Raw genomic sequence first — 24,494 nt, forward strand, 5'->3', positions numbered from 1 at the left:
GTTGATAGGCCAGATCTGGAAGCCCAGTAATGGGTGGAGGTGACTGGTACTAATAGGCCGAGGGCTTGTCCTCAGTTGCTCGCGTCCACTGTGTTGGTTCTGAAACCACGAACAACCCCGTACCCAGGGCCACGGGTATGGTGCGGTATTCACAGTTTCATAGTGTTTCGGTGGTCATAGCGTGAGGGAAACGCCCGGTTACATTCCGAACCCGGAAGCTAAGCCTCACAGCGCCGATGGTACTGCAGGGGGGACCCTGTGGGAGAGTAGGACACCGCCGAACTATCTTTATGGGAAAGCCCCCGCACCTCGGTGCGGGGGCTTTTTCGTTTTCCGGACCCTTTCCAGACCCATTCCGGGTCTTTCCGGGCCGGCCGCCGACCACCTTCTTTTAGAGGCGGCCGGCTGCTTTCAGGGAGAGGTACGCGTCCGCCAGTGCCGGGGCCAGGTTCGTGGGAGTGGCGTCGACGACCGTGACGCCGTGGCGGGTCAGTTGTTCCGCGGTGCGACGGCGTTCCGACTGGGCCTGTGCCGCTGCGGCTGCTTCGTACACCGCATCCGTGTTCCCACGGGCGGACGCCATGGCCTCGATATGCGGGTCCGCGACCGCGGCGACCAGCACGGTGTGGCGCTGCGTGAGGCGGCCGAGGACCGGGAGCAGGCCCTCCTCGATGGGGGCCGCGTCGAGGCTGGTCAGGAGGACGATCAGGGAGCGCCGGGCGGCGGTGCGCAGCGCTGTCGCCGTGAGTCCTCGGGCGTCGGTCTCGATCAGTTCGGGTTCGAGCGGGGCCATCGCGTTGACCAGGGCCGGAAGGACCTCGCCCGCGGCGCGGCCCTGGACCAGGGCCCGTACCCGGCGGTCGTACGCCAGCAGGTCCACCCGGTCGCCCGCGCGGGAGGCGAGGGCGGCGAGGAGCAGAGCCGCGTCCATGGACGCGTCGAGACGCGGGGCGTCGCCGACGCGGCCGGCGGAGGTGCGGCCCGTGTCGAGGACGATCAGGATGCGGCGGTCGCGTTCCGGGCGCCAGGTGCGGACGGCGACCGTGGACTGGCGGGCCGTGGCGCGCCAGTCGATGGAGCGGGTGTCATCGCCGGGGACGTACTCGCGGAGGCTGTCGAATTCGGTGCCCTCGCCGCGGGTCAGGACGCTGGTGCGACCGTCGAGTTCACGGAGGCGGGCCAGTTTGGACGGGAGGTGTTTGCGGCTGTGGAACGGCGGCAGGACACGGACCGTCCACGGGACCTTGTGGGTGCCCTGGCGGGTGAACAGGCCCAGCGGGCCGAACGAGCGGATCGTGACGCGGTCGGCCGGGCGGTCGCCGCGGCGGGTCGGGTGCAGCCGGGTGGTGACGCGGCGGCGTTCGCCCGGCGGGACCGTCAGAGCGTGCCGTGACGCCTCGATTTCGGTGCCGGGCCGCCAGATACTCGGCGGCCATCCGTCGCGGAGCTGGGCGCGCAGCGGGCGGCGGGTGGGATTGGTGACCGTCAGCGTGACCTCGGCGGGATCTCCGAGGCGTACCGAGGTGTCGCCGGAGCGGGTCAGGCCCAGGCGGCGTACGGGGGCGGCGAGCGCGAAGTCGCAGGCGCACGCCAGGGCCAGCGGGACGTTGACGGCAAGGATGCCCGTCCAGCTGGGTTCCCAGAGGCCGACAGGGAGTGTGCCGATGGCCGCGACGAGGGCGGCGCGTCCGGTGAGTGCCATGGATCCTCGGCTCAGCGGGGTACGGGGACGTGGGCGAGGATCGCGTTGATGACGGAGTCGGCGGTGACCCCCTCCATCTCCGCTTCGGGGCGGAGCTGGACGCGGTGGCGGAGTGTGGGCAGTGCGAGGGCCTTCACGTCGTCCGGGATGACGTAGTCGCGGCCCGTGAGCCATGCCCACGCGCGGGCGGTCGACAGCAGGGCCGTCGCCCCGCGCGGGGAGACGCCGAGCGTGAGGGACGGCGACTCGCGGGTGGCGCGGCAGATGTCGACTACATAGCCGGTGATCTCGGGCGATACGGAGGTCTTGGCGACGGCCGCGCGGGCGGCCTCCAGGTCGGCGGGGCCCGCGACGGGGCGTATGCCGGCGGCGCGCAAGTCGCGCGGATTGAAGCCGTCCGCATGGCGCGTGAGGACGGCGATCTCGTCCTGGCGGGCGGGGAGAGGGACCGTCAGTTTGAGGAGGAAACGGTCCAGTTGGGCTTCGGGGAGCGGGTAGGTGCCCTCGTACTCGACGGGGTTCTGTGTCGCGGCGACGAGGAACGGCTCGGGGAGCGGGCGGGGGGTGCCGTCGACCGTGACCTGGCGCTCCTCCATCGCTTCGAGGAGGGACGACTGGGTCTTCGGAGGGGTGCGGTTGATCTCGTCCGCGAGGAGGAGGTTGGTGAAGACCGGGCCGGGCTGGAAGGAGAACTCGGCCGTACGGGTGTCGTAGACCAGGGAGCCCGTGATGTCGCTGGGCATCAGGTCGGGGGTGAACTGGACGCGTTTGGTGTCGAGTTCGAGGGACGCGGCGAGAGCGCGGACGAGCAGGGTCTTCGCGACGCCGGGGACGCCTTCGAGGAGGACATGGCCTCGGCACAGGAGCGCGACGACGAGGCCCGTGACGGCGGGGTCCTGACCGACCACGGCCTTGGCGATCTCCGCGCGCAGAGCCTCCAAAGAGGCCCGTGAGCTGGGGGAATCCCCGGTGGTACCGGCATTGTCAGTGGTCGGGTCCATCATGAAGTGCGTACCTCTCTTTCGAGGGCGTCGAGTTGGTCGGCGAGGGCGATCAGGGCCGCGTCGTCGCCCGGCGGCGGCCCGAAGAGGAGCGGGTGCAGTTCGAGGCCCGGGGTGTGCAGCCGGGTGGTGAGAGCGGGGATCAGGGACTCGGGCGCGTGGGCCTGAGCGGGGGAGACACCGATGAGGGGGGCGAGCCGGGTGCGGGTGGCGGAGCGAAGAGCGGAGGCGGCGCGTTCACGCGCGTTGGCCTTGCGGTAGAGGCGGGCGCGGCCTTCGACGGACTCGGAGGCGCGGATCGCGACGGGGAGACGTTCGGGCACCAGGGGGCCGAGTCGGCGTGCCCGCCAGAAGGCGGCGAGCACGCAGGCGAAGGCGAGTTGCAGGGTGCCCCAGAGCCAGCCGGACGGAATCAGGTCGAAGAAGCTGCGGTCGCCGCCGGCGGTGTCGTCGGACAGTGAGGGGAGGTACCAGACCAGATGAGGGCGGGAGCCGAGGAGTTGCAGGGCGAGCGAGGCGTTGCCGTGCTCGTCGAGACGGTCGTTGTAGAGCAGGCCGGGGGAGCCGAGGACGACGGTGTCGCCGTCGCGTCCTTCGGCGGCCGGGACACGGACCAGCGTGGGCAGGCCGCCGCTCGGGTAGCAGGAGTCGGCGTCGGACACGGTGACGTGGTAGCGGTGGCCTCCGGTGTTCGCGTCGCCCGCGCGCCGCGCGTCGGGCAGGGCGCAGTCCGGGGCGAGCGTCGAGTCGTAGCTAGGGGCCGGGTCCGCCGAGACGCCGGGGGCGAGGGTGCCGACGGAGGGTGCGCCGGGGGCGACCAGGACCGTCCGGCCGCCGGACCCTTCGGTCGCCGACCGGAGCCGGGTCTGCTGGTCGGCGGTGAGCAGGTCGGGTACGGCGACGAGGACGGTGGTGTCGGCGCCTGCGGCAGCGGCGGCTTCGTCGCTGGTGGTCACCACGCGCGTGGACACGCCCCGGTCGGCGAGGAGTTCGCTGACGGCGCGGCTGCCAGACGCGTCGGCGGAGCGCGGGTCGAGCCGGCCGTGCTGTGCGCCGGAGCGGACCATGGCGATGGCGACGGCCGCCGCGAGGACGATCACCAGGGCGAACAGCACTCCCCGCGCGCGTGTCCACACCTGGCGGACGGTGGGGGATGCCGAGGTCGACGGGAGGGTGGCCTCGGTCATTCGGCGGCCCCTCGGGCGAAGGCCGGGCCGGTGAGGACCGGTTTGGTGGCGTCCAGGTCGCGGTCCAGGTCGGAGAGGCGTTCGTATGTGTGCCGGTCGGCGGTGCGTCCGCCGTATGTGACGTCGTCGAAGTCGTGCGCCGCCGCGCGCAGGCGGTCCGCGTGGGACGGCAGGGGGCGGCCTGCTTCGGCGGCGGCCTCGTCGGCGGTGCGGCCGGGGCGCGGGTCGAGGAGGGCCCGTTCCTCCAGGGAGCGCACAACAGCGCGCATGCGTTCCTGGACGGCCTGGTTCCAGTGGCCCTGGGCCGCGTGTGCCTCGGCCGCCGAGCGGTGTTCTGCGGCGCTGCGCGGGCGGTCGTCGAAGAGTGGCGCGGACGACACGGGGGCGCGGCGCGGGGTGCCCAGGCGCCACCACAGGGCGAGGGCGAGCGCCAGCACCGCCAGGACGATGACGATCAGGCCGAGTGTGCCGCCAGGGGCGGCGCCCGACGCCGCGTTGAACAGGCGGTCGACCCAGTCCCAGAAGCGGTTCAGGGCGCGCTGGAGCAGGCTCGGGTCGTTCTCGTGGTACATCGGCTTGGACAGTTCGTCCTTGGCCGCCTCGCGCGCGGGGTCGCGCGGGATCGTCACCGGTGGCGCGTCGTCGCCGGTGCGGGCCCGCAGCAGTGCCGCCGTGACCGTTCCCCCCGTGATGCCCACCCCGTCAGCTCCCCGGTGTGGCGCCGGTCGCCTGGGAGCCGTAGCCCGGGAGGCCCGCCGCGCGCGCGAGTTCGAGGTCGAGGCCCTCGCGGCGGATCCGCCGGTCGATGTAGAGCAGCACGGTGACACCGGAGCTGATCGGGAAGGTCAGCATCGATCCGATCACCGAGCCGATGCCGCTGATGACGAGGAACGTCCAGCCGTAGGTGGCGGTGCTGCTTTCGAGGAAGCCGGTGACGCCGTCGCCGCTCGCGATGCCCGCGATGAGGGTGAAGGGGATGACGATGATCGACGCCAGCACGTTCGCGATGATCCCCGCGAGGAGCTGGATGCCGAAGACGCGCCACCAGGAGCCGCGGACCAGCTTCGCGGAGCGGCCCATCGACTTGCCGACGCCCTGCTTCTCCAGCATCAGCACGGGCGAGGCCAGCGAGAAGCGGACCATCAGCCAGATCGCGACGATGAAGCCCGCGAACCCGCCGATCACGGCCAGGGCGACACCTCCGCCGGTGCTGCCGGCGACGGCGATCAGGATGCCGGGCACCGTGCCGATGCCGATGACGGCCACGGCGATCAGCGGCAGCAGCAGGGTCAGACCGAGCAGTCCGAGCAACTGCGGGCGGGCGTCACGCCATGCCTCGGATGCGCTCACGCCCTTGCCGATGACCGCGCGGCTGGTGACCGTCGTGAGCAGGGCCGTCGCGACGATCGTGCCGAGCAGGGTGACCACCAGGACGAGGCCGGACGTCAGCAGGGCGGTGCCCAGGGCGCGGGTCAGCTCGTCGAGGGAGGCGTTCGGGTCGTCGAGGGCGCGGGTGGTGCTGCTGTCGTTGAGGACGAGGCCCTGGAGCAGGACGACGGCGAGCTGGGTGACCACGGCGACCGTGAGCGAGATGCCGAGGACCGTGCGCCAGTACGTACGCATGGTGGACACGGCGCCGTCGAGGATCTCGCCGACGCCGAGGGGGCGCAGCGGGATGACTCCGGGCTTGGCGGCGGGGGGTGGGCCCTGCCAGCCACCCCAGCCGTAGCCGGGGCCTGTGGGGCCCGGTCCGCCCCATCCGGGGCCGCCTGGGCCACCGGGACCACCGGGACCGCCCCAGCCGGGACCTCCCGGGCCGCCGGGACCACCGGGTCCGGTCGGGCCCTGGCCGCCCCAGCCCGGTCCTGCGGGGCCCTGGCCCCAGCCGGGGGCGCCGCCGGGGCCGCCCGGTGCCTGACCGCCCCAGCCCGGCCCCGCGGGGGGCGGCGGCGGAGCCTGGACCGGTCCCTGCCCCGGAATCTGTCCGGCTCCCTGACCGGGACCGGCTCCTTGGCCCTGGTTCTGGCCCTGACCTTGCCCCTGGTTCTGACCTTGGCCCTGACCTTGATCCTGGCCGCTCGGTGCGGACCACTGGGCGCCCGGGGGCTGCTCCTTCGACCACTTCGAGGCGGGACCGGTGGAATCCGTCGGACCGTCCGAAGGCGCGTCGGGGCGGGGCGTACCCGGCTCCTGGCCGTCGGAGGGGGCAGATCCGGGCGAGGCCCAGCCCGGAGTGTCGTTCATCGTCGCTCCTTCACGGTGCCGGTCCGCGGTTGCGGTGGCAGGTTGGCTGCCATCGTGCCACGCTGCACGCGCGAGGGGACCGGGCGGACCAGGTGCACTGTGCGGACCTGGCGTTCTTGGGGCCGGACCAGGTGCTCTCCAGGTGCTCTCCGGGGATCCGCACCGTGCTCCCAGGAGATCCGCACCTTCTTTTGTCCTACGGGTAAGGGGCAGACTGGGCGGATGGGTGATCAGTACGCGCGCTCGCGCGAGGACGCACGACCACCGGAGACCCCGGCGATCCGCTGGGACGAACCCCCCGAAGGCCCCGTCGTGGTCCTTCTCGACCAGACCAGGCTGCCGGCCGAGGAAGCCGAGCTGGTCTGCACGGACGCGCCGGCCCTCGTCCAGGCGATCCGCACCCTCGCCGTACGGGGAGCACCGCTGCTCGGCATCGCCGGGGCGTACGGGGTCGCGCTGGCGGCGGCGCGCGGATTCGACGTGGACGACGCGGCGAACGCCCTCGCGGACGCGCGGCCCACCGCGGTGAACCTCAGCCGCGGGGTACGCAAGGCGCACGCCGCGTACCGGGCCAGTGCCGAGGCGGGCGGTGACGCGGAACAGGCGGCAGCGGCGGCACTCGCGGCGGCGCGGGAGCTGCACGCGCAGGACGCGGAGGCCAGCGCGCGCATGGCCCGGCACGGTCTCGCACTGCTCGACGAGTTGCTGCCCGGCGGGAATCACCGGATCCTGACACACTGCAACACCGGGGCACTCGTCTCGGGCGGTGAGGGCACGGCGTTCGCGGTGGCACTGGCCGCACACCGGGAAGGGCGGCTGCGACGGCTGTGGGTGGACGAGACACGGCCCCTGCTCCAGGGCGCCCGGCTGACGGCGTACGAAGCGGCCCGCAAAGGGATGGCGTACACGCTGCTGACGGACAATGCCGCAGGGTCGCTGTTCGCGGCGGGCGAGGTCGACGCGGTACTGATAGGCGCCGACCGGATCGCCGCCGACGGTTCGGTGGCGAACAAGGTGGGGAGCTATCCGCTCGCGGTCCTCGCCCGGTACCACCATGTGCCGTTCATCGTGGTGGCGCCGGTGACGACCGTCGATCTGGACACCCCCGACGGCGCGTCCATCGAGGTCGAACAGCGGCCCGGACATGAGGTGACGGAGGTCACGGCCCCACAGATGGCGGGGGCCGGGACGGAAGCGGGGGGCGGGACCCCGGTGGCACCCCTGGGCACCCAGGCGTACAACCCGGCGTTCGATGTGACGCCACCCGAGCTGGTGACCGCCATCGTCACCGAAGAAGGCGCCGTATCGCCCGTGACAGCGGAGGCGCTGGGCGAGCTGTGTGCCAGGTCACGCCAGGTAACGATTAGCTAATGGGATGATGTCGTTTATGAAGGGACGAGTCCTTGTCGTCGACGACGACACGGCACTGGCCGAGATGCTCGGCATTGTGCTGCGTGGTGAAGGTTTCGAGCCGTCGTTCGTCGCGGACGGCGACAAGGCGCTGGCCGCCTTCCGGGAGGCCAAGCCGGACCTGGTGCTGCTCGATCTGATGCTGCCCGGTCGCGACGGCATCGAGGTGTGCCGCCTGATCAGGGCGGAGTCCGGGGTGCCCATCGTGATGCTCACGGCCAAGAGCGACACCGTGGATGTCGTGGTGGGCCTGGAGTCCGGCGCCGACGACTACATCGTGAAGCCGTTCAAGCCGAAGGAGCTGGTGGCCCGGATCCGGGCCCGCCTGCGCCGCTCGGAGGAGCCTGCTCCGGAACAGCTCGCGATCGGTGATCTGGTGATCGACGTGGCCGGTCACTCCGTGAAGCGGGACGGGCAGTCGATCGCGCTGACCCCGCTGGAGTTCGATCTGCTGGTCGCGCTCGCCCGCAAGCCGTGGCAGGTCTTCACCCGTGAGGTCCTCCTCGAACAGGTGTGGGGCTATCGGCACGCGGCGGACACCCGCCTGGTCAATGTGCACGTCCAGCGGCTGCGGTCGAAGGTCGAGAAGGACCCCGAGCGGCCGGAGATCGTGGTGACCGTGCGCGGCGTCGGCTACAAGGCCGGACCGAGCTGACATGCCCCGGGACGACAGTGCCGCGTCCGCCACGGCGACCGGGGTGCCGGGGCCGCGCGCGGGGCGGCCTGTCGGCCGGAGCACCACACGCGCGCGTGTGGCGCGTTTCCTGGACGGCGGGCCGCTGCTCCAGGGCGGTGTGCAGGGCAGCAGCCCGCTGCTGCGGCTGTTCACCCGCTGGGTGCGCCGCCCGCTGCTGCCCGCCGCCCGGCTGTGGCGGCGGAACATCCAGCTCAAGGTGGTCGCGACGACCCTGCTGATGTCGCTGGGCGTCGTCCTGCTGCTCGGCTTCGTCGTGATCGGCCAGGTCCGCAACGGACTGCTCGACGCCAAGGTGAAAGCCTCGCAGAGCCAGGCCGTGGGTGGCTTCAAGGTCGCCGAGTCATCGGCCAAGGACGTCGGCCAGCGCGCCGGACAGGACGGCAACACCGCCGACGGACGCATCGCGCAGAACTCGGCCGTGTGGCTGAACGACCTGGTGCAGTCGCTCTCCAGCGGCGGCCAAGGGGCGTTCAACGTGGTCACCCTCAGCTCCCCCGGCGAGGGCGGCACCGGCAGCAGCGCGCGGGCGCCACGCGGCTCCGGATATGTGGACGCGCCCGCGAGTGTGCCCGAGGCGCTGCGCAGCCGCGTCGACCAGAACACCGGCCCGTCCCAGAGCTATACGCGGATCGTCTACAGCGACGGCCGCCCCTCACAGCCGGGCCTCGTCATCGGCCGCCAGCTCACCAGCCCCTCCAGCGACCGGTACGAGCTGTACTACCTCTTCCCGCTCACCCAGGAGGAGAAGTCCCTCAGCCTCGTCAAGGGCACCCTGGCGACCGCCGGACTGTTCGTCGTCGTCCTGCTCGGCGCCATCGCCTGGCTCGTCGTACGCCAGGTCGTCACGCCCGTACGGATGGCCGCGGGCATCGCCGAACGGCTGTCCGCGGGGCGGCTCCAGGAGCGGATGAAGGTCACCGGCGAGGACGACATCGCCCGCCTGGGCGAGGCGTTCAACAAGATGGCGCAGAACCTCCAGCTGAAGATCCAGCAACTGGAAGAGCTGTCACGGATGCAGCGCCGCTTCGTGTCCGATGTCTCGCACGAACTGCGGACACCGCTGACGACCGTACGGATGGCCGCCGACGTCATCCACGAGGCGCGCGTCGACTTCGATCCGGTGACGGCACGCTCGGCGGAACTGCTCGCCGACCAACTCGACCGGTTCGAGTCACTGCTCGCCGATCTGCTGGAGATCAGCCGGTTCGACGCCGGCGCGGCGGCCCTGGAGGCCGAGGCGATAGACCTCCGCGAGGTGGTACGCCGCGTCGTCGGCGGCGCCGAACCGCTCGCCGAGCGCAAAGGCACGTACATACGGATCCTCGGCGACCAGCAGCCCGTCGTCGCGGAGGCCGACGCGCGCCGCGTGGAGCGGGTCCTGCGCAACCTCGTCGTCAACGCCGTGGAGCACGGCGACGGCAAGGACGTCACCGTCCGGCTCGCCTCGGCGGGCGGCGCCGTCGCCGTCGCCGTACGCGACTACGGCGTGGGCCTGAAGCCCGGCGAGGCGACCCGCGTGTTCAGCCGCTTCTGGCGGGCCGACCCGGCACGCGCCCGCACCACTGGCGGCACCGGCCTCGGCCTGTCCATCGCCCTTGAGGACGCGCGCCTGCACGGCGGCTGGCTCCAGGCATGGGGGGAACCGGGCGGCGGCTCACAGTTCCGCCTGACCCTGCCCCGTACGGCGGACGAGCCGCTGCGCGGCTCACCGATACCCCTGGAACCGGAGGACTCGCGGCGCCACCGCGGCCTCAGTGACGCCGGGCGTCCGCTCGGCGGAAGCGGCAAGACGGCGACCGTACCGGCGCAGGCACCGGCGGGCGGGCCGCGTGGGGACCGGGTGCCGTCGATACCGTCGCGCACCCCGGTCGCACCCCTGCTGACGGCCGCCGGGTCCGCCCCGACCGTGGACCCCACGGCGCTGCCGAGCAGCGGCGCGCGGGTCGTCGCCAGGCCGGGCGCCGAACCGCAGGGCCCGTCCGCGCGCGTACGGAACGCCACTACGGCGACGGGGACGGCGGCGCCTGGGGACGAATCCCCGAAGCAGAGCGAACGTAACGGCGCCGGTGGACTCGACACGGCGGACGCGGCGGAGTTGGCGGACACGGCGGACCTGGTGGGTCGCGTCGGGCGCGAAGGTGAGCCACAGAACGGTCGTGGACCCGAGCCCCGTAACGGGCGGGACCACGAGCACGGGAAACGGCCGAGCGCGGCCGGGAGCGCGGGGAGCGACAGTGGGCGGGGGGACGGATCCCGTGGGCGCTGACAAAGGCCGCCGCACGCGGACGGCGCGCGGCGGAGAGGTGCGCGCGGGAGTGGTGCGCGGGGGTCCGGGGCGTGGGGGTTCGGCGCGTGGCGGAGTCGTACGCGGCGGAGTGGTGCTGGGCTGCTGCGCCGTACTGCTCGCCGGCTGCGCGGGCATGCCCGACACCGGCGACGTGCGCGGCGTGGACGCATCCCAGCTGCCCGACTCGCAGGTACGGGTCTTCGCCATGCCGCCACGCGAGAACGCCGGCCCCGCCGAGATCGTCCAAGGCTTCCTCGAAGCGCTGACCAGCGACGACCCACAGTTCGACATGGCCCGCAAATACCTGACCGACGACGCCGCGAAGAAGTGGCGCCCGGAAGCGACCACCACGGTCCTCAAGGACGGCCCCAACACCGCCGGAGAGACAAGGCCGGGCGACGACGGCGAAGGCGGCCGGGTCTACACCCTCAGCGGGAACCGCGTCGCCACCGTCGACGACCGCCACGCGTACGAACCGGCCGAAGGCACCTACAGCGAAGCCGTCCACCTGACCCAGGACAGCGGCCCCGGCAAGGCATGGCGCATCGACCGGCCACCCGCCGGAGTCGTACTCGGCGAATCGGACTTCCACCGCATCTACGAGCCGGTCAACAAGTACTACTTCGCCGTCGGCACCTCGTCCGGCGGCGAAGGCCAGGAAGGGCTCGTCGCCGACCCCGTGTATGTCCGTCAGCGCATCGACCCGATCACCCAGTCGGTGAAACTGCTCCTGGCCGGCCCGACCCGGTGGCTCGACCCGGTCGTCCGCTCCAGCTTCCCGTCCCGTACACAGCTCAAGGCGGGCACCGCCACACTCACCCCCGACAGCCACAACGTCCTTAAAGTGCCGCTGAATTCGGCGGCCGACCGGGTCGGGCAGGCGCAGTGCACCAGGATGGCCGCGCAGGTGATCTTCACCTTGCAGGACTGGCCGTCCAACGGCATCGAGCAGGTCGAGCTACAGCGCTCCGACGGGTCCCAGCTGTGCGTGCTCAGCGCCGAGAGCGCCGAGGCCATCGCCCCGCAACGGTCCGTGGGGCGCACCGACTTCCAGTACTTCCTCGACGCCAAGCAGCGCCTCGTACGACTGCCGGGCAAGGGCACGAGCACCGATCCGGAAGCCGTCCCCGGACCGTTGGGCGCCGGAACGCAGACGCTCGGCACCGCCGCCGTGTCCCGGGACGAGGGGCGCGCCGCCGGTGTGTCCAGCGACCGGAAGTCACTGTTCGTCAGCGCGCTCGTCGCCGGCGCCTCGCTCGGCGACCCGGTGCTGCGCAGCAAGGCGCCGCTGGAGAAGGACCGCCTGAGCACGCCCAGTTGGGACGGTCAGGGCGACCTGTGGGTGGCCGACCGCGACCCGAAGAACCCGCGCCTGATGCTGCTCGTCCAGGGCGAGGGCGAACCCGTCCAGGTCAAGACGCCCGGCCTGGAAGGCAGTCGTATCGAAGCGGTACGGGTCGCGGCCGACGGCGTGCGGATCGCGCTGCTCGTGGAGGAGGGCGGCAAGCAGACCCTCCGCGTCGGCCGGGTCGAACGCACCGGCGAGCAGGGGAAACCGGCCGAGGTCGCCGTCGTCGAAGCGCGTGCCGCCGCACCGCAGATGGAGGAGGTCACCGCCATGTCCTGGGCAGGCGGCAGCCGCCTCGTCGTGGTCGGCCGCGAGGCCGGCGGGGTCCAGCAGATCCGGTACGTGCAGTGCGACGGCTCGGTACCCACGACACCTGTTCTGCCCGGACTGACCGGGGTACGGGAGATAGCGGCATCCGACGACGACCGGCTCCCGGTGGTCGCGCACTCGGACGACGGCATCGTGCGGTTGCCGCCCGGCGAGCCCTGGCAGATGGTGCTTCGGAAGGGGACGGGGCCGGTGTATCCGGGGTAGGCGCCGGTTCTTTCCGGTCACCGGTGACTGCCGGGCGGCGTCCCCCGGTTGATCCGCTCAGTGGGCGGTGTCCGCTGATCCGTTCAGTGGGCAGCGTCCGCCTGATCGTCGTTGGCGAACCACCACTCGATCCCGTCGGTGCGCGCGGCCCAGGCGTCCATGACCCGCTCGATCGCGGGCAGGCCGACGGAGCGGCTGACGGTGACAACGACGAAGCTCAGGTCCGGCGGCGCCTCGGCCAGACCACTGACATCCCCGATCGCCTTCCTGAGTTCCGCGAACACCTCAGGACTGAAGTGGCCCTGCCGATACGCCTGAACGCACAGGTTTTCACCCTGCGCGACGACCTCGAACTGCTCGTCCTCGCCGATGCGCAGCACATCACCGGCCGCACATCCGAGCACCAGGCCCGGACTGCCCGCCAGTTCGAACAGGTCGGACTCCAGCGCCAGCGCCGGCAACACCTCGAACACCGGGCGCCCTGACGACGCGTGGCCGGCCAGGAGGCGTATGTGAGTGGCGGTGGGCGGCTGGGGATCGGGCGTTGTCACGTGTGCGATCGTCCCACAGGTCCTCTGGGGCTACAGGTCCAACAGGTCTACGGCAGGGCGCCGACCCAGGCCACCCGTACACCGGAAAGAGAGCGCCCCGCGGCACCCCGTGCCCGTTGTCCACAGGCGTTGTCCACAGGGGTGGCCGAATCCCGCCCGGATGGGCACAGTGGTGAGTATGCGCAGGTGGTGGCAGGACCTCGCCGATCTGGTGTTGCCGGCCGAGTGCGGCGGCTGTGGAACACCCCGGGCGGTGCTCTGCGCCGAGTGCCGTGCGGCGCTGACGAGTGCCGGGCCGCGCCGGGTCCGTCCGGTGCCGGAGCCACGCGGGCTACCCGTGGTGTGCGCGGCGGCGCCGTACCAGGACGCGGTACGGGCGGTGCTGCTCGCGCACAAGGAGCGGGGCGCGCTCGGACTGGCGGGACCGCTGGGCGAGAGCTTGGCGGGGGCGGTGCGGGGAGTGGTGGGGAGGGGAGGGGGTGGGGTCCCCAACAGTGGCCACGGCTTCCCCGACCTCTCCCCCCACACCGCCGATGCCCCCGCCCCCCTGATTCTCGTCCCCCTTCCCTCGGCACCCCGTGCCACCCGGGCCCGTGGTCATGATCCGACGCGGCGGATCGCCTTGGCCGCCGCGAGGGTGCTGCGGGGCGCGGGGCAGCCGGTGAGGGTGCTTTCGGTGCTGCGTCAGCGGCGGCCCGTCGCCGACCAGGCCGGGCTCAACTCCCGTGAGCGGCACATGAACATGGCGGGGGCACTGCACGTACCCGCTGGAGGCGCACGGTTGTTGGCCGCCGGAGCGCCATGGCCAACCGGTGCGAGTGACGGCAGTCACGGCAGTGACGTAAGCGGCGCGAGGAGCCGCAGTGACGGAAACAGCCGCGGTGACGGAAGTCGTGGAAGTGGCGAAGGTCGCCGGACAAGCGGTGAAGGTCGGCGGAGAAGTCACGGAAGCCGGGGAACTCGCGGGGGCGGAGGAGGCGGAGGTCCCGGAACTCGCGGAGGTGGCGGAACTTACGGAAGTGGTGTCGGTGGGCGTAGTCGTGTCGTGCTCGTGGACGATCTGATGACCACCGGGGCGTCATTGAGTGAGGGCGCCCGCGCATTACGTGCTGCGGGCACCGAAATGGGGATCAGTGCCGCCGTGATCGCAGCCTCTCCGGATTCCTTCGATATAAACCGGAACTGACTGAGAAGTTGCATCGTTGCAGGTAGTGACGGGTTTAATTCACCTGAACAGAGGTGAGGCACTGGAGAGGGTGACGGCATCAGGCCGGGAGAGATATGTTCGGTTGTGAGGAATGGCCGACGCCGACCCTCGCATATAGGGATGCCCTGTCCGCAGTGTTGACGAGATTTTCACCATCACCCGGGAAGGTGGGGTGTAGATCTTGTCCACGGGGGAGGAGGAGGTGAAAGTCACCGAGTCCGAGGCTCCGGGGTGACCGGGGCCTGGTGCGAAAGGGAGAAGCTCCGCCGGTCGAGCGGAGCTATCCGGGAACGGAGTTCTGCGTGGACATCGTCGTCAAGGGCCGCAAGACCGAGGTGCCCGAGCGGTTCCGCAAGCACGTGGCCGAGAAGCTGAAGCTGGAGAAGATCCAGAAGCTCGACGGCAAGGTGATCAGCCTCGACGTGGAGGTGTCCAAGGAGCCCAACCCGCGACAGGCCGACCGCTGTGACCGAGTGGAGATCACGCTCCGCTCCCGCGGTCCGGTGATCCGGGCGGAGGCCGCGGCCAGTGACCCGTATGCGGCGCTCGATCTGGCGACGGACAAGCTTGAGGCAAGGCTGCGCAAGCAGCACGACAAGCGGCGCACCCGCCGCGGCGCCCAGCGGATCTCCGCTGCCGAGGTCGCCGACCGGGTCCCCGACGCCGCGCGTCTCAACGGGGACGGCACGATCGCCAAGGAGGACCAGTCCGACGGCGGCGTACCGACCAGGAAGATGGGCTCGCTGGAGGTCAAGGGCGAAGGCCCCCTCGTCGTACGCGAGAAGACCCATGTCGCGTCGCCCATGAGCCTCGACCAGGCGCTCTACGAGATGGAGCTGGTCGGGCACGACTTCTATCTCTTCGTCGACTCCGAAACGAAGGAACCGAGCGTGGTCTATCGCCGCCACGCCTATGACTACGGTGTCATCCACCTCACGACCGACCCCATGGTCGCCCAGGCGCCGCCGCCCGGAGCAGGCGGCGCACTCGGCGGCTGAGTAGCCCCGTTCGCACCATGAACCGGTGCCCCTGGAGCGCCTGTGCGCCCCCAGGGGCACCCGCGCGCGACCCCCCGGTGAACGTCACGGTGGTCGCGTCGACGTCCGGGCATGAAATCATGGCGGCCACACGCCAACCGGGTTGCTGCCGCCCCGGGTTGGCGCGAGACGGACCGGGCGGCGCGGAAGAGGGGCCATGGCCTTCAGGGGGAGGAACGATGGCGGACAGCTTCGGACCGATGCGTGACGACGACGCCGGCGACGGCGCCGTCGGCATGGGCCCGGTGGGCTCCCCCCGCAAGGAACCCATCCGGGTCCTGGTGGTGGACGACCACGCGCTGTTCCGCCGCGGTCTGGAGATCGTCCTCGCCGCCGAGGAGGACATCCAGGTCGTCGGCGAGGCGGGCGACGGGGCGGAGGCCGTCGACAAGGCGGCCGATCTGCTCCCCGACATCGTGCTGATGGATGTCCGGATGCCCAAGCGCGGCGGTATCGAGGCGTGCACCTCCATCAAGGAGGTGGCCCCCAGCGCGAAGATCATCATGTTGACGATCAGCGACGAGGAAGCCGATCTCTACGACGCGATCAAGGCCGGTGCCACGGGATATCTCCTCAAGGAGATCTCCACGGACGAGGTGGCCACCGCGATCCGCGCGGTCGCGGACGGGCAGTCGCAGATCAGTCCGTCGATGGCGTCGAAGCTGCTCACCGAGTTCAAGTCGATGATCCAGCGCACCGACGAGCGCAGGCTGGTGCCCGCGCCCCGGCTCACCGACCGGGAGCTGGAGGTGCTGAAGCTGGTCGCCACCGGAATGAACAACCGGGACATCGCCAAGGAACTCTTCATCAGCGAGAACACCGTGAAGAACCATGTCCGCAACATCCTGGAGAAGCTGCAACTGCACTCCAGGATGGAGGCCGTGGTCTACGCGATGCGGGAGAAGATCCTGGAGATCAGGTGACCGTCCCGCTCACCTGATGCTCGCGGTCACCCGAATACTCCCGGTCACCGCCATCCTCCCGGTCAGGCGAGCGCCGCGACCAGGTGGGCGGCCAGTTCCGGGTGGTCGACGCGTTCGACGCGTACGGCGTCGCAGCCCACCCACTCCGCCGCCTCCCGCAGCGCCTGGGCCATTGGGGCCACCGCCTTCGGGGACTCCAGGGACACCTGTTTCGCCACCAGAGTGCGGCCGTCGCGCGCGGGGTCGACGCGGCCCAGGAGCCGGCCGCCGGACAGCAGCGGCATCGCGAAGTACCCGTGGATCCGCTTCGGCCGGGGTACGTACGCCTCCAGGCGGTGCGTGAAGCCGAAGATCCGCTCCGTGCGCGCCCGTTCCCAGACGAGGGAGTCGAAGGGCGACAGCAGTGTCGTACGGTGCCGGCCGCGCGGGACGGTTTCCAGGGCCGCAGGATCGGCCCAGGCGGGCTTGTCCCAGCCCTCGACCCGTACCGGAACCAGGCCGGAGTCGGCGACCACCGCGTCGAACTGCTCGCCCTTCACCCGGTGGTAGTCGGCGATGTCGGCGCGTGTGCCGACGCCCAGCGACTGGCCGGCAAGGCGGATCAGGCGGCGCAGACACTCGGTGTCGCTCAGCTCGTCGTGCAGCAGGTCGTCCGGGATGGCGCGCTCCGCCAGGTCGTAGACCCGCTTCCAGCCGCGGCGCTCGGTGCAGACCACCTCGCCGTACATCAGTGCCCGCTCCACGGCGACCTTCGACGCGGACCAGTCCCACCATTCGCCGCCGTTCTTCGCGCCGCCCAACTCCGTGGCCGTCAGGGGGCCCTCGACGCGGAGCTGCTTGATCACCTGGTCGTAGGCGCCGTCGGGCAGTTCGTGGTGCCAGTGCGGACGCGCGCGGTAGGCGCGGCGGCGGAACGCGAAGTGCGGCCACTCCTCGACGGGCAGGATGCACGCGGCGTGCGACCAGTACTCGAAGGCGTGCGGCGCGGCGCCCCGGGTTCCCGGGGTCCAGTACGCCTGGTCCACGGTGGTGCGGCCGACGGCGCCCAGGCGTGCGTACGGGATCAGTTCGTGCGAGCGGGCCAGGACCGAGATGGTGTCGAGCTGGACCGCGCCCAGGTGCCGCAGCACTCCTCGGACGCCGGCCCTGCGGTCGGGGGCGCCCAGGAATCCCTGGGCCCGCAGGGCGATGCGGCGGGCCTCATCGGCGGAGAGGTCGACGGCGGAGCGCGGCACGGTGGTCATGCCTCGAAACGATAGAGGGCGCCACTGACATCGCCGGTCCCGGTCCCGGTGCCCGCCTTCGTACCGGCCTCCGTGCCCCGTGCGGGCAGGTACGGCTCGGCGGACGGCAGGTCCAGGTCCGAGGGGAGCAGGGAGCCCACCCAGCAGTCCCGCAGGGTGCCCTTGTTCGGCAGGCCCGCGCGCAGCACGCCCTCGACGGTGAATCCGGCGCGCTCGGCGACCGCGCGGGAGCCCGCGTTGCCGACTTCGGCCCGCCACTCCAGGCGGACACAGGCCAGGTCGCGGAAGCTCCAGCGGGCCAGTTCCAGGATGACCTCGGTCATATAGCCCCGGCCGCGGTGCTCCTTGGCGGTCCAGTAGCCGATTTCCCAGGCGCCGGAGCGGGGATGGTGCACGCCGGCGGCGGCGAGGAGCGGGCCGCCCGCGCGGGGGCGTACCGAGAAGGTGTACTCGGTGTCGAAGCGCCAGCCGTCCGGCACCGTCCGCCTGACGAAGTTTTCGGCGTCCCCGCGCGCGTAGGGCGACGGGATCGTCGTCCAGCGCTGGATGTCGGGGTCCTGGCAGGCGGCGAAGACCTCGTCCGTGTCTACGGGCGTGAAGGGGCGCAGAATCAGGCGTTCGGTGGTCAGTGTGAGGGGCTCCATCGCCCGCATTCTGCTCGCGCGCGTAGGGGTACGCCATCGCATTACGGGTACGTGCGCGTGAGCACACCGTCACATTTCGTGCAGGGGTGCGGCACCTTCGGCGCCCCCCGTCCGTTGTCCTGGTGGCTCTCGTGTGGCCACACCTCCCGGTGCGGTGCGGTCCTCGCATACGATGGCCGTTGCTCAACGGAATCCGACCGTGCCAGGCCCGACCGGCAAGGAGATCAACCCCCGTGTCCGTCCTCCAGAAGATCATGCGTGCAGGCGAAGGCAAGATCCTGCGCAAACTGCACCGCATCGCGGACCAGGTCAACTCCATCGAAGAGGACTTCGTGTCCCTCTCCGACGCCGAGCTGCGCGCTCTCACCGAGGAGTACAAGGAGCGGTTCGCGGAGGGTGAGAGCCTCGACGACCTGTTGCCCGAAGCGTTCGCGACCGTCCGTGAGGCCGCCAAGCGCGTCCTGGGACAGCGCCACTACGACGTGCAGATCATGGGTGGCGCCGCCCTCCATTTCGGCTATGTCGCCGAGATGAAGACGGGCGAGGGCAAGACCCTGGTGGGCACGCTGCCCACGTATCTGAACGCGTTGTCGGACAAGGGCGTCCACCTGATCACGGTGAACGACTATCTGGCCGAGCGTGACTCCGAGATGATGGGCCGGGTCCACAAGTTCCTCGGTCTGAGCGTCGGCTGCATCCTGGCGAACATGACGCCGGCGCAGCGCCGCGAGCAGTACCGCTGCGACATCACGTACGGCACGAACAACGAGTTCGGCTTCGACTACCTCCGCGACAACATGGCGTGGTCGCAGGACGAGCTGGTGCAGCGCGGCCACAACTTCGCCGTGGTCGACGAGGTGGACTCGATCCTCGTCGACGAGGCCCGTACGCCGCTGATCATCTCGGGCCCCGCCGACCAGGCGACCAAGTGGTACAGCGACTTCGCGAAGCTTGTCACCCGCCTGAAGAAGGGCGAGCCCGGCAACCCCCTCAAGGGCATCGAGGAGACCGGTGACTATGAGGTCGACGAGAAGAAGCGCACCGTAGCCATCCATGAGCCCGGCGTGAGCAAGGTCGAGGACTGGCTGGGTATCGACAATCTCTACGAGTCGGTGAACACCCCGCTCGTCGGCTATCTGAACAACGCCATCAAGTCGAAGGAACTGTTCAAGAAGGACAAGGACTACGTCGTCATCGACGGCGAGGTCATGATCGTCGATGAGCACACCGGCCGTATCCTCGCCGGCCGTCGTTACAACGAGGGCATGCACCAGGCGATCGAGGCGAAGGAAGGGGTGGACATCAAGGACGAGAACCAGACGCTCGCCACGATCACCCTTCAGAACTTCTTCCGCCTCTACGACAAGCTCTCCGGTATGACCGGTACGGCCATGACGGAGGCCGCCGAGTTCCACCAGATCTACAAGCTGGGCGTCGTGCCGATCCCGACGAACCGGCCGATGATCCGCATGGACCAGTCGGACCTGATCTACCGCACCGAGGTCGCCAAGTTCGCGGCCGTCGTGGACGACATCGCGGAGAAGCACGAGAAGGGGCAGCCGATCCTCGTCGGCACCACCTCGGTCGAGAAGTCCGAGTACCTCTCGCAGCAGCTCTCCAAGCGCGGTGTGCAGCACGAGGTGCTGAACGCGAAGCAGCACGACCGCGAGGCGACGATCGTCGCCCAGGCCGGTCGTAAGGGCGCCGTCACCGTCGCCACCAACATGGCCGGTCGTGGTACGGACATCAAGCTCGGTGGCAACCCCGACGACCTCGCCGAGGCGGAGCTGCGGCAGCGCGGTCTGGACCCCGTCGAGCACGTCGAGGAGTGGGCCGCCGCGCTGCCCGCCGCCCTGGAGCGTGCCGAGGCGGCCGTGAAGTCGGAGTTCGAGGAGGTCAAGGACCTCGGCGGGCTCTATGTGCTGGGTACCGAGCGCCATGAGTCGCGGCGTATCGACAACCAGCTGCGTGGTCGTTCCGGCCGTCAGGGCGACCCCGGCGAGTCCCGGTTCTATCTGTCCCTCGGTGACGACCTGATGCGGCTGTTCAAGGCGCAGATGGTCGAGCGCGTGATGTCGATGGCGAATGTTCCCGACGACGTCCCGATCGAGAACAAGATGGTCACGCGCGCGATCGCGTCGGCCCAGTCGCAGGTCGAGCAGCAGAACTTCGAGACCCGGAAGAACGTCCTCAAGTACGACGAGGTCCTCAACCGGCAGCGTGAGGTGATCTACGGCGAGCGGCGCCGCGTCCTGGAGGGCGAGGACCTGCACGAGCAGGTACAGCACTTCATGAACGACACCATCGACGCGTACATCCAGGCGGAGACCTCCGAGGGCTTCGCGGAGGAGTGGGACCTCGACCGGCTGTGGGGCGCCTTCCGGCAGCTGTACCCGGTGAAGGTCACCGTCGAGGAGCTGGAGGAGGCCACGGGCGACCGTGCGGGCCTCACCGCCGAGTTCATCTCGGAGTCCATCAAGGACGACATCTACGAGCAGTACGAGACGCGTGAGAAGCAGCTCGGCTCGGAGATCATGCGGGAGCTGGAGCGCCGGGTCGTCCTGTCGGTCCTGGACCGCAAGTGGCGTGAGCACCTCTACGAGATGGACTACCTCCAGGAGGGCATCGGTCTGCGCGCCATGGCGCAGAAGGACCCCCTGGTCGAGTACCAGCGCGAGGGCTTCGACATGTTCACGGCCATGATGGACGGCATCAAGGAGGAGTCCGTCGGCTATCTGTTCAACCTGGAGGTCCAGGTCGAGCAGCAGGTCGAGGAGGTCCCGGTCGAGGACGCGTCGCCGACGTCGCTCCAGAAGGGCCCGCAGGACGCCGTTCCGGCCGGTGGTGGGCGTCCGGAGATCCGCGCCAAGGGGCTCGACGCGCCGCAGCGGCCGGACCGGCTGCACTTCTCGGCGCCGACGGTCGACGGTGAGGGCGGGGTCGTCGAGGGCGACTTCGACAACGGCGAAGAGGTCCGTTCCGAGTCGGACGGCCTCACGCGCGCGGAGCGCCGCAAGCAGCAGAAGGGCGGACGTCGCCGCCGCAAGTAGCGCTGTCCACGAGGTGCACGCCGGGATGTGACGTGACGGGGTGTACGCCGTGGTGTGAACGAGGTGAAGGGCCGGACTCTTACAGGGTCCGGCCCTTTGCTGTGCCCGGTCAGGCCGGCGCCCGCTGCCGGTGGGGCATACGGGTGCCGCCGAGTTCGACGGCCGTGCAGCGCCAGCGCAGGTCGACGCCGCGTTCCAGGCGGAACGCCATCGCGCGGAGCTGTTCGCCCGCGGCGATCCGGGCGAACGCCTCGATGGCGTCGGCGCGGGGCACGAAGTAGCCAATGTCGCGGACGACCGGCGCGGGTCCGCGGGTACGCAGCGGGGTGCGTTCGGCGAGCCAGGCCAGCTCGTCGTAGGCGCGGCCGGCGGTGTGGCGCAGTATCCAGTGCACGGGTCGGCGCCCGCTGAGCACCGCGACCAGCCGGTCGGCGAAGAGGTCCGTGGGGCGGGGGCCGCCGTCGTGCGGTGCGGCGGTACGGGCGGGGGTGCCGCCGGAAGTGCCGCCCGAGGTGCCGGAAGTGCCGCCCGAGGTGCCGGAAGTGCCGCCCGAGGCGCCCGAGGTGCCGCCCGAGGTGCCGCCGGGAGTGCCGCCAGGCCGGACGGTACCCGCCCGTGACGTGCCTCCGGGCCCGCCGCCCGGACGGCGGCTGTCGCGGCGCCCAGGGGGGCGCCGGGGGACGGCCCCCGGTGCCCGCGGTGCGGACGGTGTCGGTCGGTTCCTTGACATGACCTTGTGCATGATGGCGCCCCCGATCCGGGGCCCGGCGAAGATACCGAGCAGTAGCTTGTGGTGTGGATCTTGTCTGGGGCGGGGGGTGGTGGTGCAAGGGGCGAGGAGGGCCGGGGCGGGGGCGGGCGGAATCACCTATCAGGGGGTCGGGTGGCCCCGTGTGCGCCTACGGGGGCAGGGTCCGGTGTGCCGTGGGTGGACGGTGCGGTGGTGGGGGAGGCGGCCCCGAAGGGGGACTCCCGCACGTATCCTGTGGACACCTGCCCCAGAAGTGGACCCATCCCCCGACCAGGAAAGCGGTCAGCCATGCGCGTCTACGTTCCCTTGACCCTCCCCGGTCTGGCAGAGGCGCACAAAGCGGGTGAAGTGGGTCCCGGTCCCCTCACGGCGTACGCGGTGACGCCCGCGCTGCGGGAGTGGTACGTCTCGGACGACATCGAGGAGCTGGAGTACGCCGCCCTGAACCGGGCCGCCGTCGCCTCCCTGCGGCTGCTCGCCGTCGACCCCGGTGTCGTACGCCGCCGGGTCGTCGTCGCCCTGGACGTGCCCGACAGTGCCGCCGTCGCCGACCCCGACCGCGGGCTCGACCCCGGTGCGCTGGGCGAGGTCCGGCTCGCCGACGCCGTACCGCTCACCAAGGCCGCGGCCGTGCACGTCGACTCCGATGACGCCGAGCCGGATGTGTCCGCGGCGGCGAGTGCCCTCGGGGCCGCCGACCAGGGGGACGACGACGCCCAGTTCACGGTGGACGGCGCCGAGGACCACGAGCTGCTCTGGTACGCGACCCAGGAGATCCCGCATCTGCTCGGTATCGGCGGCTGACCTGCGGAAACGGTCGCCGAACGGCCCGTTGTCAGTGGCGGCCGGTACGTTTGCGGGTATGGGGAAGCAGACAGCGCACATCATCTGGGACTGGAACGGCACGCTGTTCCACGACATCGACGCGGTCGTCGGCGCGACGAACGCCGCGTTCGCGAAGATCGGGCTCGGGCCGATCACGCTGGAGCAGTACCGCGAGCTGTACTGCGTGCCGATACCCCGTTTCTACGAGCGGCTGATGGGCCGGCTGCCCACCGACACCGAGTGGCAGGCCATGGACGGTGTGTTCCATCGGCACTACACGCGGGAGCGGGAGGGGTGCGGGCTGACGGACGGGGCCGAGTCGCTGCTCGCGGGGTGGCAGGACGCCGGGCACAGTCAGTCGCTGCTGAGTATGTACGGGCACGAGGAACTGGTTCCGTTGGTGCGGGGGTTCGGGATCGAGCGGCGGTTTGTGCGGGTGGATGGGCGGACGGGGCCGTCCGGGGGGAGCAAGGCGGAGCACATGGTGCGGCATGTGGGGGCGTTGGCCGGGGTGGCGCCTGAGCGGATTGTTGTCATCGGGGATGCGGTGGATGACGCCGTGGCTGCCGTAGGGGTGGGCGCGGGAGCTGTTCTTTATACCGGGGGGTCCCATAGCCGGGGGGCGCTTGAAGGGGTGGGGGTTCCTGTGGTGGACACCTTGGCTGACGCCGTTGCCCTGGCGGGGGAACTTGCGGCTTAGCCTGCTTGCTTGCCGTTTCATTCCGGGTGCCCGGCACTTGGCGTTGTGCCCACCCGTTCCGCCGTGCGGAACGCCTGCCCACAACGGGGTGGGTGGGTGGGTCAGGTCGCTGGTGACGTGGCTCGGAGGATTTTCAGGAACTCTCTCATCCAGGCCGGGTGGTCCGGCCAGGCTCGGGAGGAGACCAAGGTTCCGTCGACCACGGCTTCCGTGTCCTGGAATTCCGCGCCCGCCTGCTCCATGTCCGGTTCCAGGGCCGGGTAGGCCGTGACACGGCGCCCCCGCAGCGTGTCGATAGCCGCCGTCAGCAGGGGACCGTGGCAGATCTGCGCCACCGGCTTGTCCGCGTCGAAGAATGACTTCAGGATCTTGCGCAGCTCCGCGTCGCCCCGCAGATACTCCGGTGCCCGGCCGCCGGGGATGACCAGGGCGACGTACTGGCCGGGTTCGACCTCCGAGAAGGCCAGGTCGGCGGGCCAGGTGTAACCCGGCTTCTCGGTGTAGGTGTCGAAGCCCGGCTCGAAGTCGTGGACGACGAATTGCAGCTTTTTGCGGGAGGGGGCGGCGATGTCGACGTCGTAGCCCTCCTCACGCAGGCGCTGATACGGATAGAGGACTTCGAGTGACTCCGCCGCGTCGCCGGTCACGATGAGGATCTTCGCTGGCATGGCCTTCTTCTCCCGTCACGTTCCCCGTAGGTTCCTCGTACGTTCCTCGTACGCCCCTGATGCCTTGCCCGTAGGCCCCCGAGAAGGCGTTTCCCTCCTGCCCACCGTGCCCCCGCCACCGGGAAATGCCAAGCCGACCGCACCGCGGGTACACCGCGAGGTACACCCCGACCGCGTCGGGCCGCACATTCCGCACCCGCGAGACCCTGTGCAGAGTGTCAAAGTTTGACCGCTGGTTTTGTACACATACGGCTCATGACGGCTCCCGGGTGGGGAGCGATAGCCTTGACCCGTGATCAGCGCGATATCTCGCGGGGGCGTCGTTGCCCCTGCCCTGCGCCCGGTGCACATGGAGGACATCCGTGCACGGGCGGTCGCTGATCTTCGCAGCCGGGTCGAGTGGTCGAAAATGGCCGATTCCGCCCCGCGTATCTCTCATCCCGGCATACCGTCGACATCGACCGGACACCCCGCGTCGCGGCGT

The 24,494-nt window shown here is 70.7% G+C and carries 20 protein-coding genes and 1 rRNA gene; 11 read left to right on the top strand and 10 right to left on the bottom strand.

Annotated elements, in window-relative coordinates:
* The first annotated feature begins 166 nt into the window (after positions 1-166).
* A 5S ribosomal RNA gene (gene rrf / locus ACFVT5_RS03560) occupies positions 167-283 on the top strand.
* Positions 284-391: 108 nt separating this feature from the next.
* On the opposite strand, the gene ACFVT5_RS03565 is transcribed toward rrf, so the two are convergent.
* Genes ACFVT5_RS03565 through ACFVT5_RS03585 form a run of 5 tightly spaced genes read right to left on the bottom strand, consistent with a single transcriptional unit; the run spans position 392 to position 6,134 of the window.
* Positions 392-1,702, bottom strand: coding sequence for a DUF58 domain-containing protein (locus tag ACFVT5_RS03565; RefSeq protein WP_389881033.1), 1,311 nt, complete (start codon positions 1,700-1,702; stop codon positions 392-394).
* 11 nt (positions 1,703-1,713) lie between these two features.
* Positions 1,714-2,703, bottom strand: coding sequence for an AAA family ATPase (locus tag ACFVT5_RS03570; protein ID WP_389882038.1), 990 nt, complete (start codon positions 2,701-2,703; stop codon positions 1,714-1,716).
* Positions 2,703-3,890: a DUF4350 domain-containing protein gene (locus tag ACFVT5_RS03575; RefSeq protein WP_389881035.1), complete on the bottom strand. Its 1,188-nt coding sequence runs from the start codon at positions 3,888-3,890 to the stop codon at positions 2,703-2,705. Before ACFVT5_RS03575 ends, ACFVT5_RS03570 begins: the two co-directional genes overlap by 1 nt.
* A complete protein-coding gene (locus ACFVT5_RS03580) occupies positions 3,887-4,588 on the bottom strand; it encodes a DUF4129 domain-containing protein (protein ID WP_389881037.1) in 702 nt (233 codons plus the stop codon). Before ACFVT5_RS03580 ends, ACFVT5_RS03575 begins: the two co-directional genes overlap by 4 nt.
* A 4-nt stretch (positions 4,589-4,592) precedes the next feature.
* Complete coding sequence (locus ACFVT5_RS03585; protein WP_389881039.1) at positions 4,593-6,134, bottom strand: hypothetical protein; 1,542 nt, start codon at positions 6,132-6,134, stop codon at positions 4,593-4,595.
* 222 nt (positions 6,135-6,356) lie between these two features.
* On the opposite strand from ACFVT5_RS03585, the gene mtnA reads away from it, so the two are divergent.
* The 4 genes from mtnA to ACFVT5_RS03605 all read left to right on the top strand — a co-directional run bounded on the left by mtnA (position 6,357) and on the right by ACFVT5_RS03605 (position 12,410).
* Entirely contained in the window at positions 6,357-7,505 is a 1,149-nt protein-coding gene (gene mtnA / locus ACFVT5_RS03590) for an S-methyl-5-thioribose-1-phosphate isomerase (protein ID WP_389881041.1), read from the top strand.
* 4 nt (positions 7,506-7,509) lie between these two features.
* Entirely contained in the window at positions 7,510-8,199 is a 690-nt protein-coding gene (gene mtrA, locus ACFVT5_RS03595) for a two-component system response regulator MtrA (RefSeq protein WP_187283109.1), read from the top strand.
* 1 nt (position 8,200) lies between these two features.
* Positions 8,201-10,507, top strand: a complete 2,307-nt coding sequence (gene mtrB, locus ACFVT5_RS03600) for an MtrAB system histidine kinase MtrB (RefSeq protein WP_389881042.1) — start codon at positions 8,201-8,203, stop codon at positions 10,505-10,507.
* Between the two features lie 154 nt (positions 10,508-10,661).
* Positions 10,662-12,410: an LpqB family beta-propeller domain-containing protein gene (locus ACFVT5_RS03605; RefSeq protein ID WP_389882040.1), complete on the top strand. Its 1,749-nt coding sequence runs from the start codon at positions 10,662-10,664 to the stop codon at positions 12,408-12,410.
* 83 nt (positions 12,411-12,493) lie between these two features.
* Here the strand turns inward: ACFVT5_RS03605 and ACFVT5_RS03610 are convergent, their stop codons facing one another.
* A complete protein-coding gene (locus ACFVT5_RS03610; RefSeq protein ID WP_389881044.1) occupies positions 12,494-12,961 on the bottom strand; it encodes a DUF4265 domain-containing protein in 468 nt (155 codons plus the stop codon).
* 178 nt (positions 12,962-13,139) lie between these two features.
* Between ACFVT5_RS03610 and ACFVT5_RS03615 the strand changes: the two genes are divergently transcribed.
* The 3 genes from ACFVT5_RS03615 to ACFVT5_RS03625 all read left to right on the top strand — a co-directional run bounded on the left by ACFVT5_RS03615 (position 13,140) and on the right by ACFVT5_RS03625 (position 16,128).
* Positions 13,140-14,147, top strand: a complete 1,008-nt coding sequence (locus ACFVT5_RS03615) for a ComF family protein (protein WP_389881045.1) — start codon at positions 13,140-13,142, stop codon at positions 14,145-14,147.
* A 323-nt stretch (positions 14,148-14,470) separates the two neighbouring features.
* Positions 14,471-15,166: a ribosome hibernation-promoting factor, HPF/YfiA family gene (hpf, locus tag ACFVT5_RS03620; protein WP_389881047.1), complete on the top strand. Its 696-nt coding sequence runs from the start codon at positions 14,471-14,473 to the stop codon at positions 15,164-15,166.
* A 218-nt stretch (positions 15,167-15,384) separates the two neighbouring features.
* A complete protein-coding gene (locus ACFVT5_RS03625; RefSeq protein ID WP_389881049.1) occupies positions 15,385-16,128 on the top strand; it encodes a response regulator in 744 nt (247 codons plus the stop codon).
* A gap of 62 nt (positions 16,129-16,190) precedes the next feature.
* Here the strand turns inward: ACFVT5_RS03625 and ACFVT5_RS03630 are convergent, their stop codons facing one another.
* Positions 16,191-17,372 carry a winged helix-turn-helix domain-containing protein gene (locus ACFVT5_RS03630; RefSeq protein WP_389881051.1) on the bottom strand — a complete coding sequence of 394 codons (1,182 nt, stop codon included), beginning with the start codon at positions 17,370-17,372 and terminating at the stop codon, positions 16,191-16,193.
* Positions 17,369-18,016 (bottom strand): GNAT family N-acetyltransferase, encoded by a 648-nt coding sequence (locus ACFVT5_RS03635; RefSeq protein WP_389881053.1) that lies wholly within the window; start codon positions 18,014-18,016, stop codon positions 17,369-17,371. Before ACFVT5_RS03635 ends, ACFVT5_RS03630 begins: the two co-directional genes overlap by 4 nt.
* A 233-nt stretch (positions 18,017-18,249) precedes the next feature.
* Between ACFVT5_RS03635 and secA the strand changes: the two genes are divergently transcribed.
* Positions 18,250-21,066, top strand: a complete 2,817-nt coding sequence (gene secA / locus ACFVT5_RS03640; RefSeq protein ID WP_389881055.1) for a preprotein translocase subunit SecA — start codon at positions 18,250-18,252, stop codon at positions 21,064-21,066.
* Between the two features lie 109 nt (positions 21,067-21,175).
* Here the strand turns inward: secA and ACFVT5_RS03645 are convergent, their stop codons facing one another.
* Positions 21,176-21,796, bottom strand: a complete 621-nt coding sequence (locus ACFVT5_RS03645) for an Rv3235 family protein (RefSeq protein WP_389881057.1) — start codon at positions 21,794-21,796, stop codon at positions 21,176-21,178.
* A 309-nt stretch (positions 21,797-22,105) separates the two neighbouring features.
* On the opposite strand from ACFVT5_RS03645, the gene ACFVT5_RS03650 reads away from it, so the two are divergent.
* Both ACFVT5_RS03650 and ACFVT5_RS03655 read left to right on the top strand, forming a co-directional pair.
* Complete coding sequence (locus ACFVT5_RS03650; RefSeq protein ID WP_389881059.1) at positions 22,106-22,621, top strand: DUF6912 family protein; 516 nt, start codon at positions 22,106-22,108, stop codon at positions 22,619-22,621.
* Positions 22,622-22,679: 58 nt separating this feature from the next.
* Positions 22,680-23,342 carry an HAD family hydrolase gene (locus ACFVT5_RS03655; RefSeq protein ID WP_389881061.1) on the top strand — a complete coding sequence of 221 codons (663 nt, stop codon included), beginning with the start codon at positions 22,680-22,682 and terminating at the stop codon, positions 23,340-23,342.
* Positions 23,343-23,443: 101 nt separating this feature from the next.
* On the opposite strand, the gene ACFVT5_RS03660 is transcribed toward ACFVT5_RS03655, so the two are convergent.
* On the bottom strand, positions 23,444-24,010 hold the full coding sequence (locus ACFVT5_RS03660; RefSeq protein WP_389881063.1) for a DJ-1/PfpI family protein: 567 nt from the start codon (positions 24,008-24,010) through the stop codon (positions 23,444-23,446).
* Positions 24,011-24,494: the final 484 nt, after the last annotated feature.

The sequence above is a fragment of the Streptomyces sp. NPDC058001 genome (assembly GCF_042886315.1).
GTDB lineage: Bacteria > Actinomycetota > Actinomycetes > Streptomycetales > Streptomycetaceae > Streptomyces.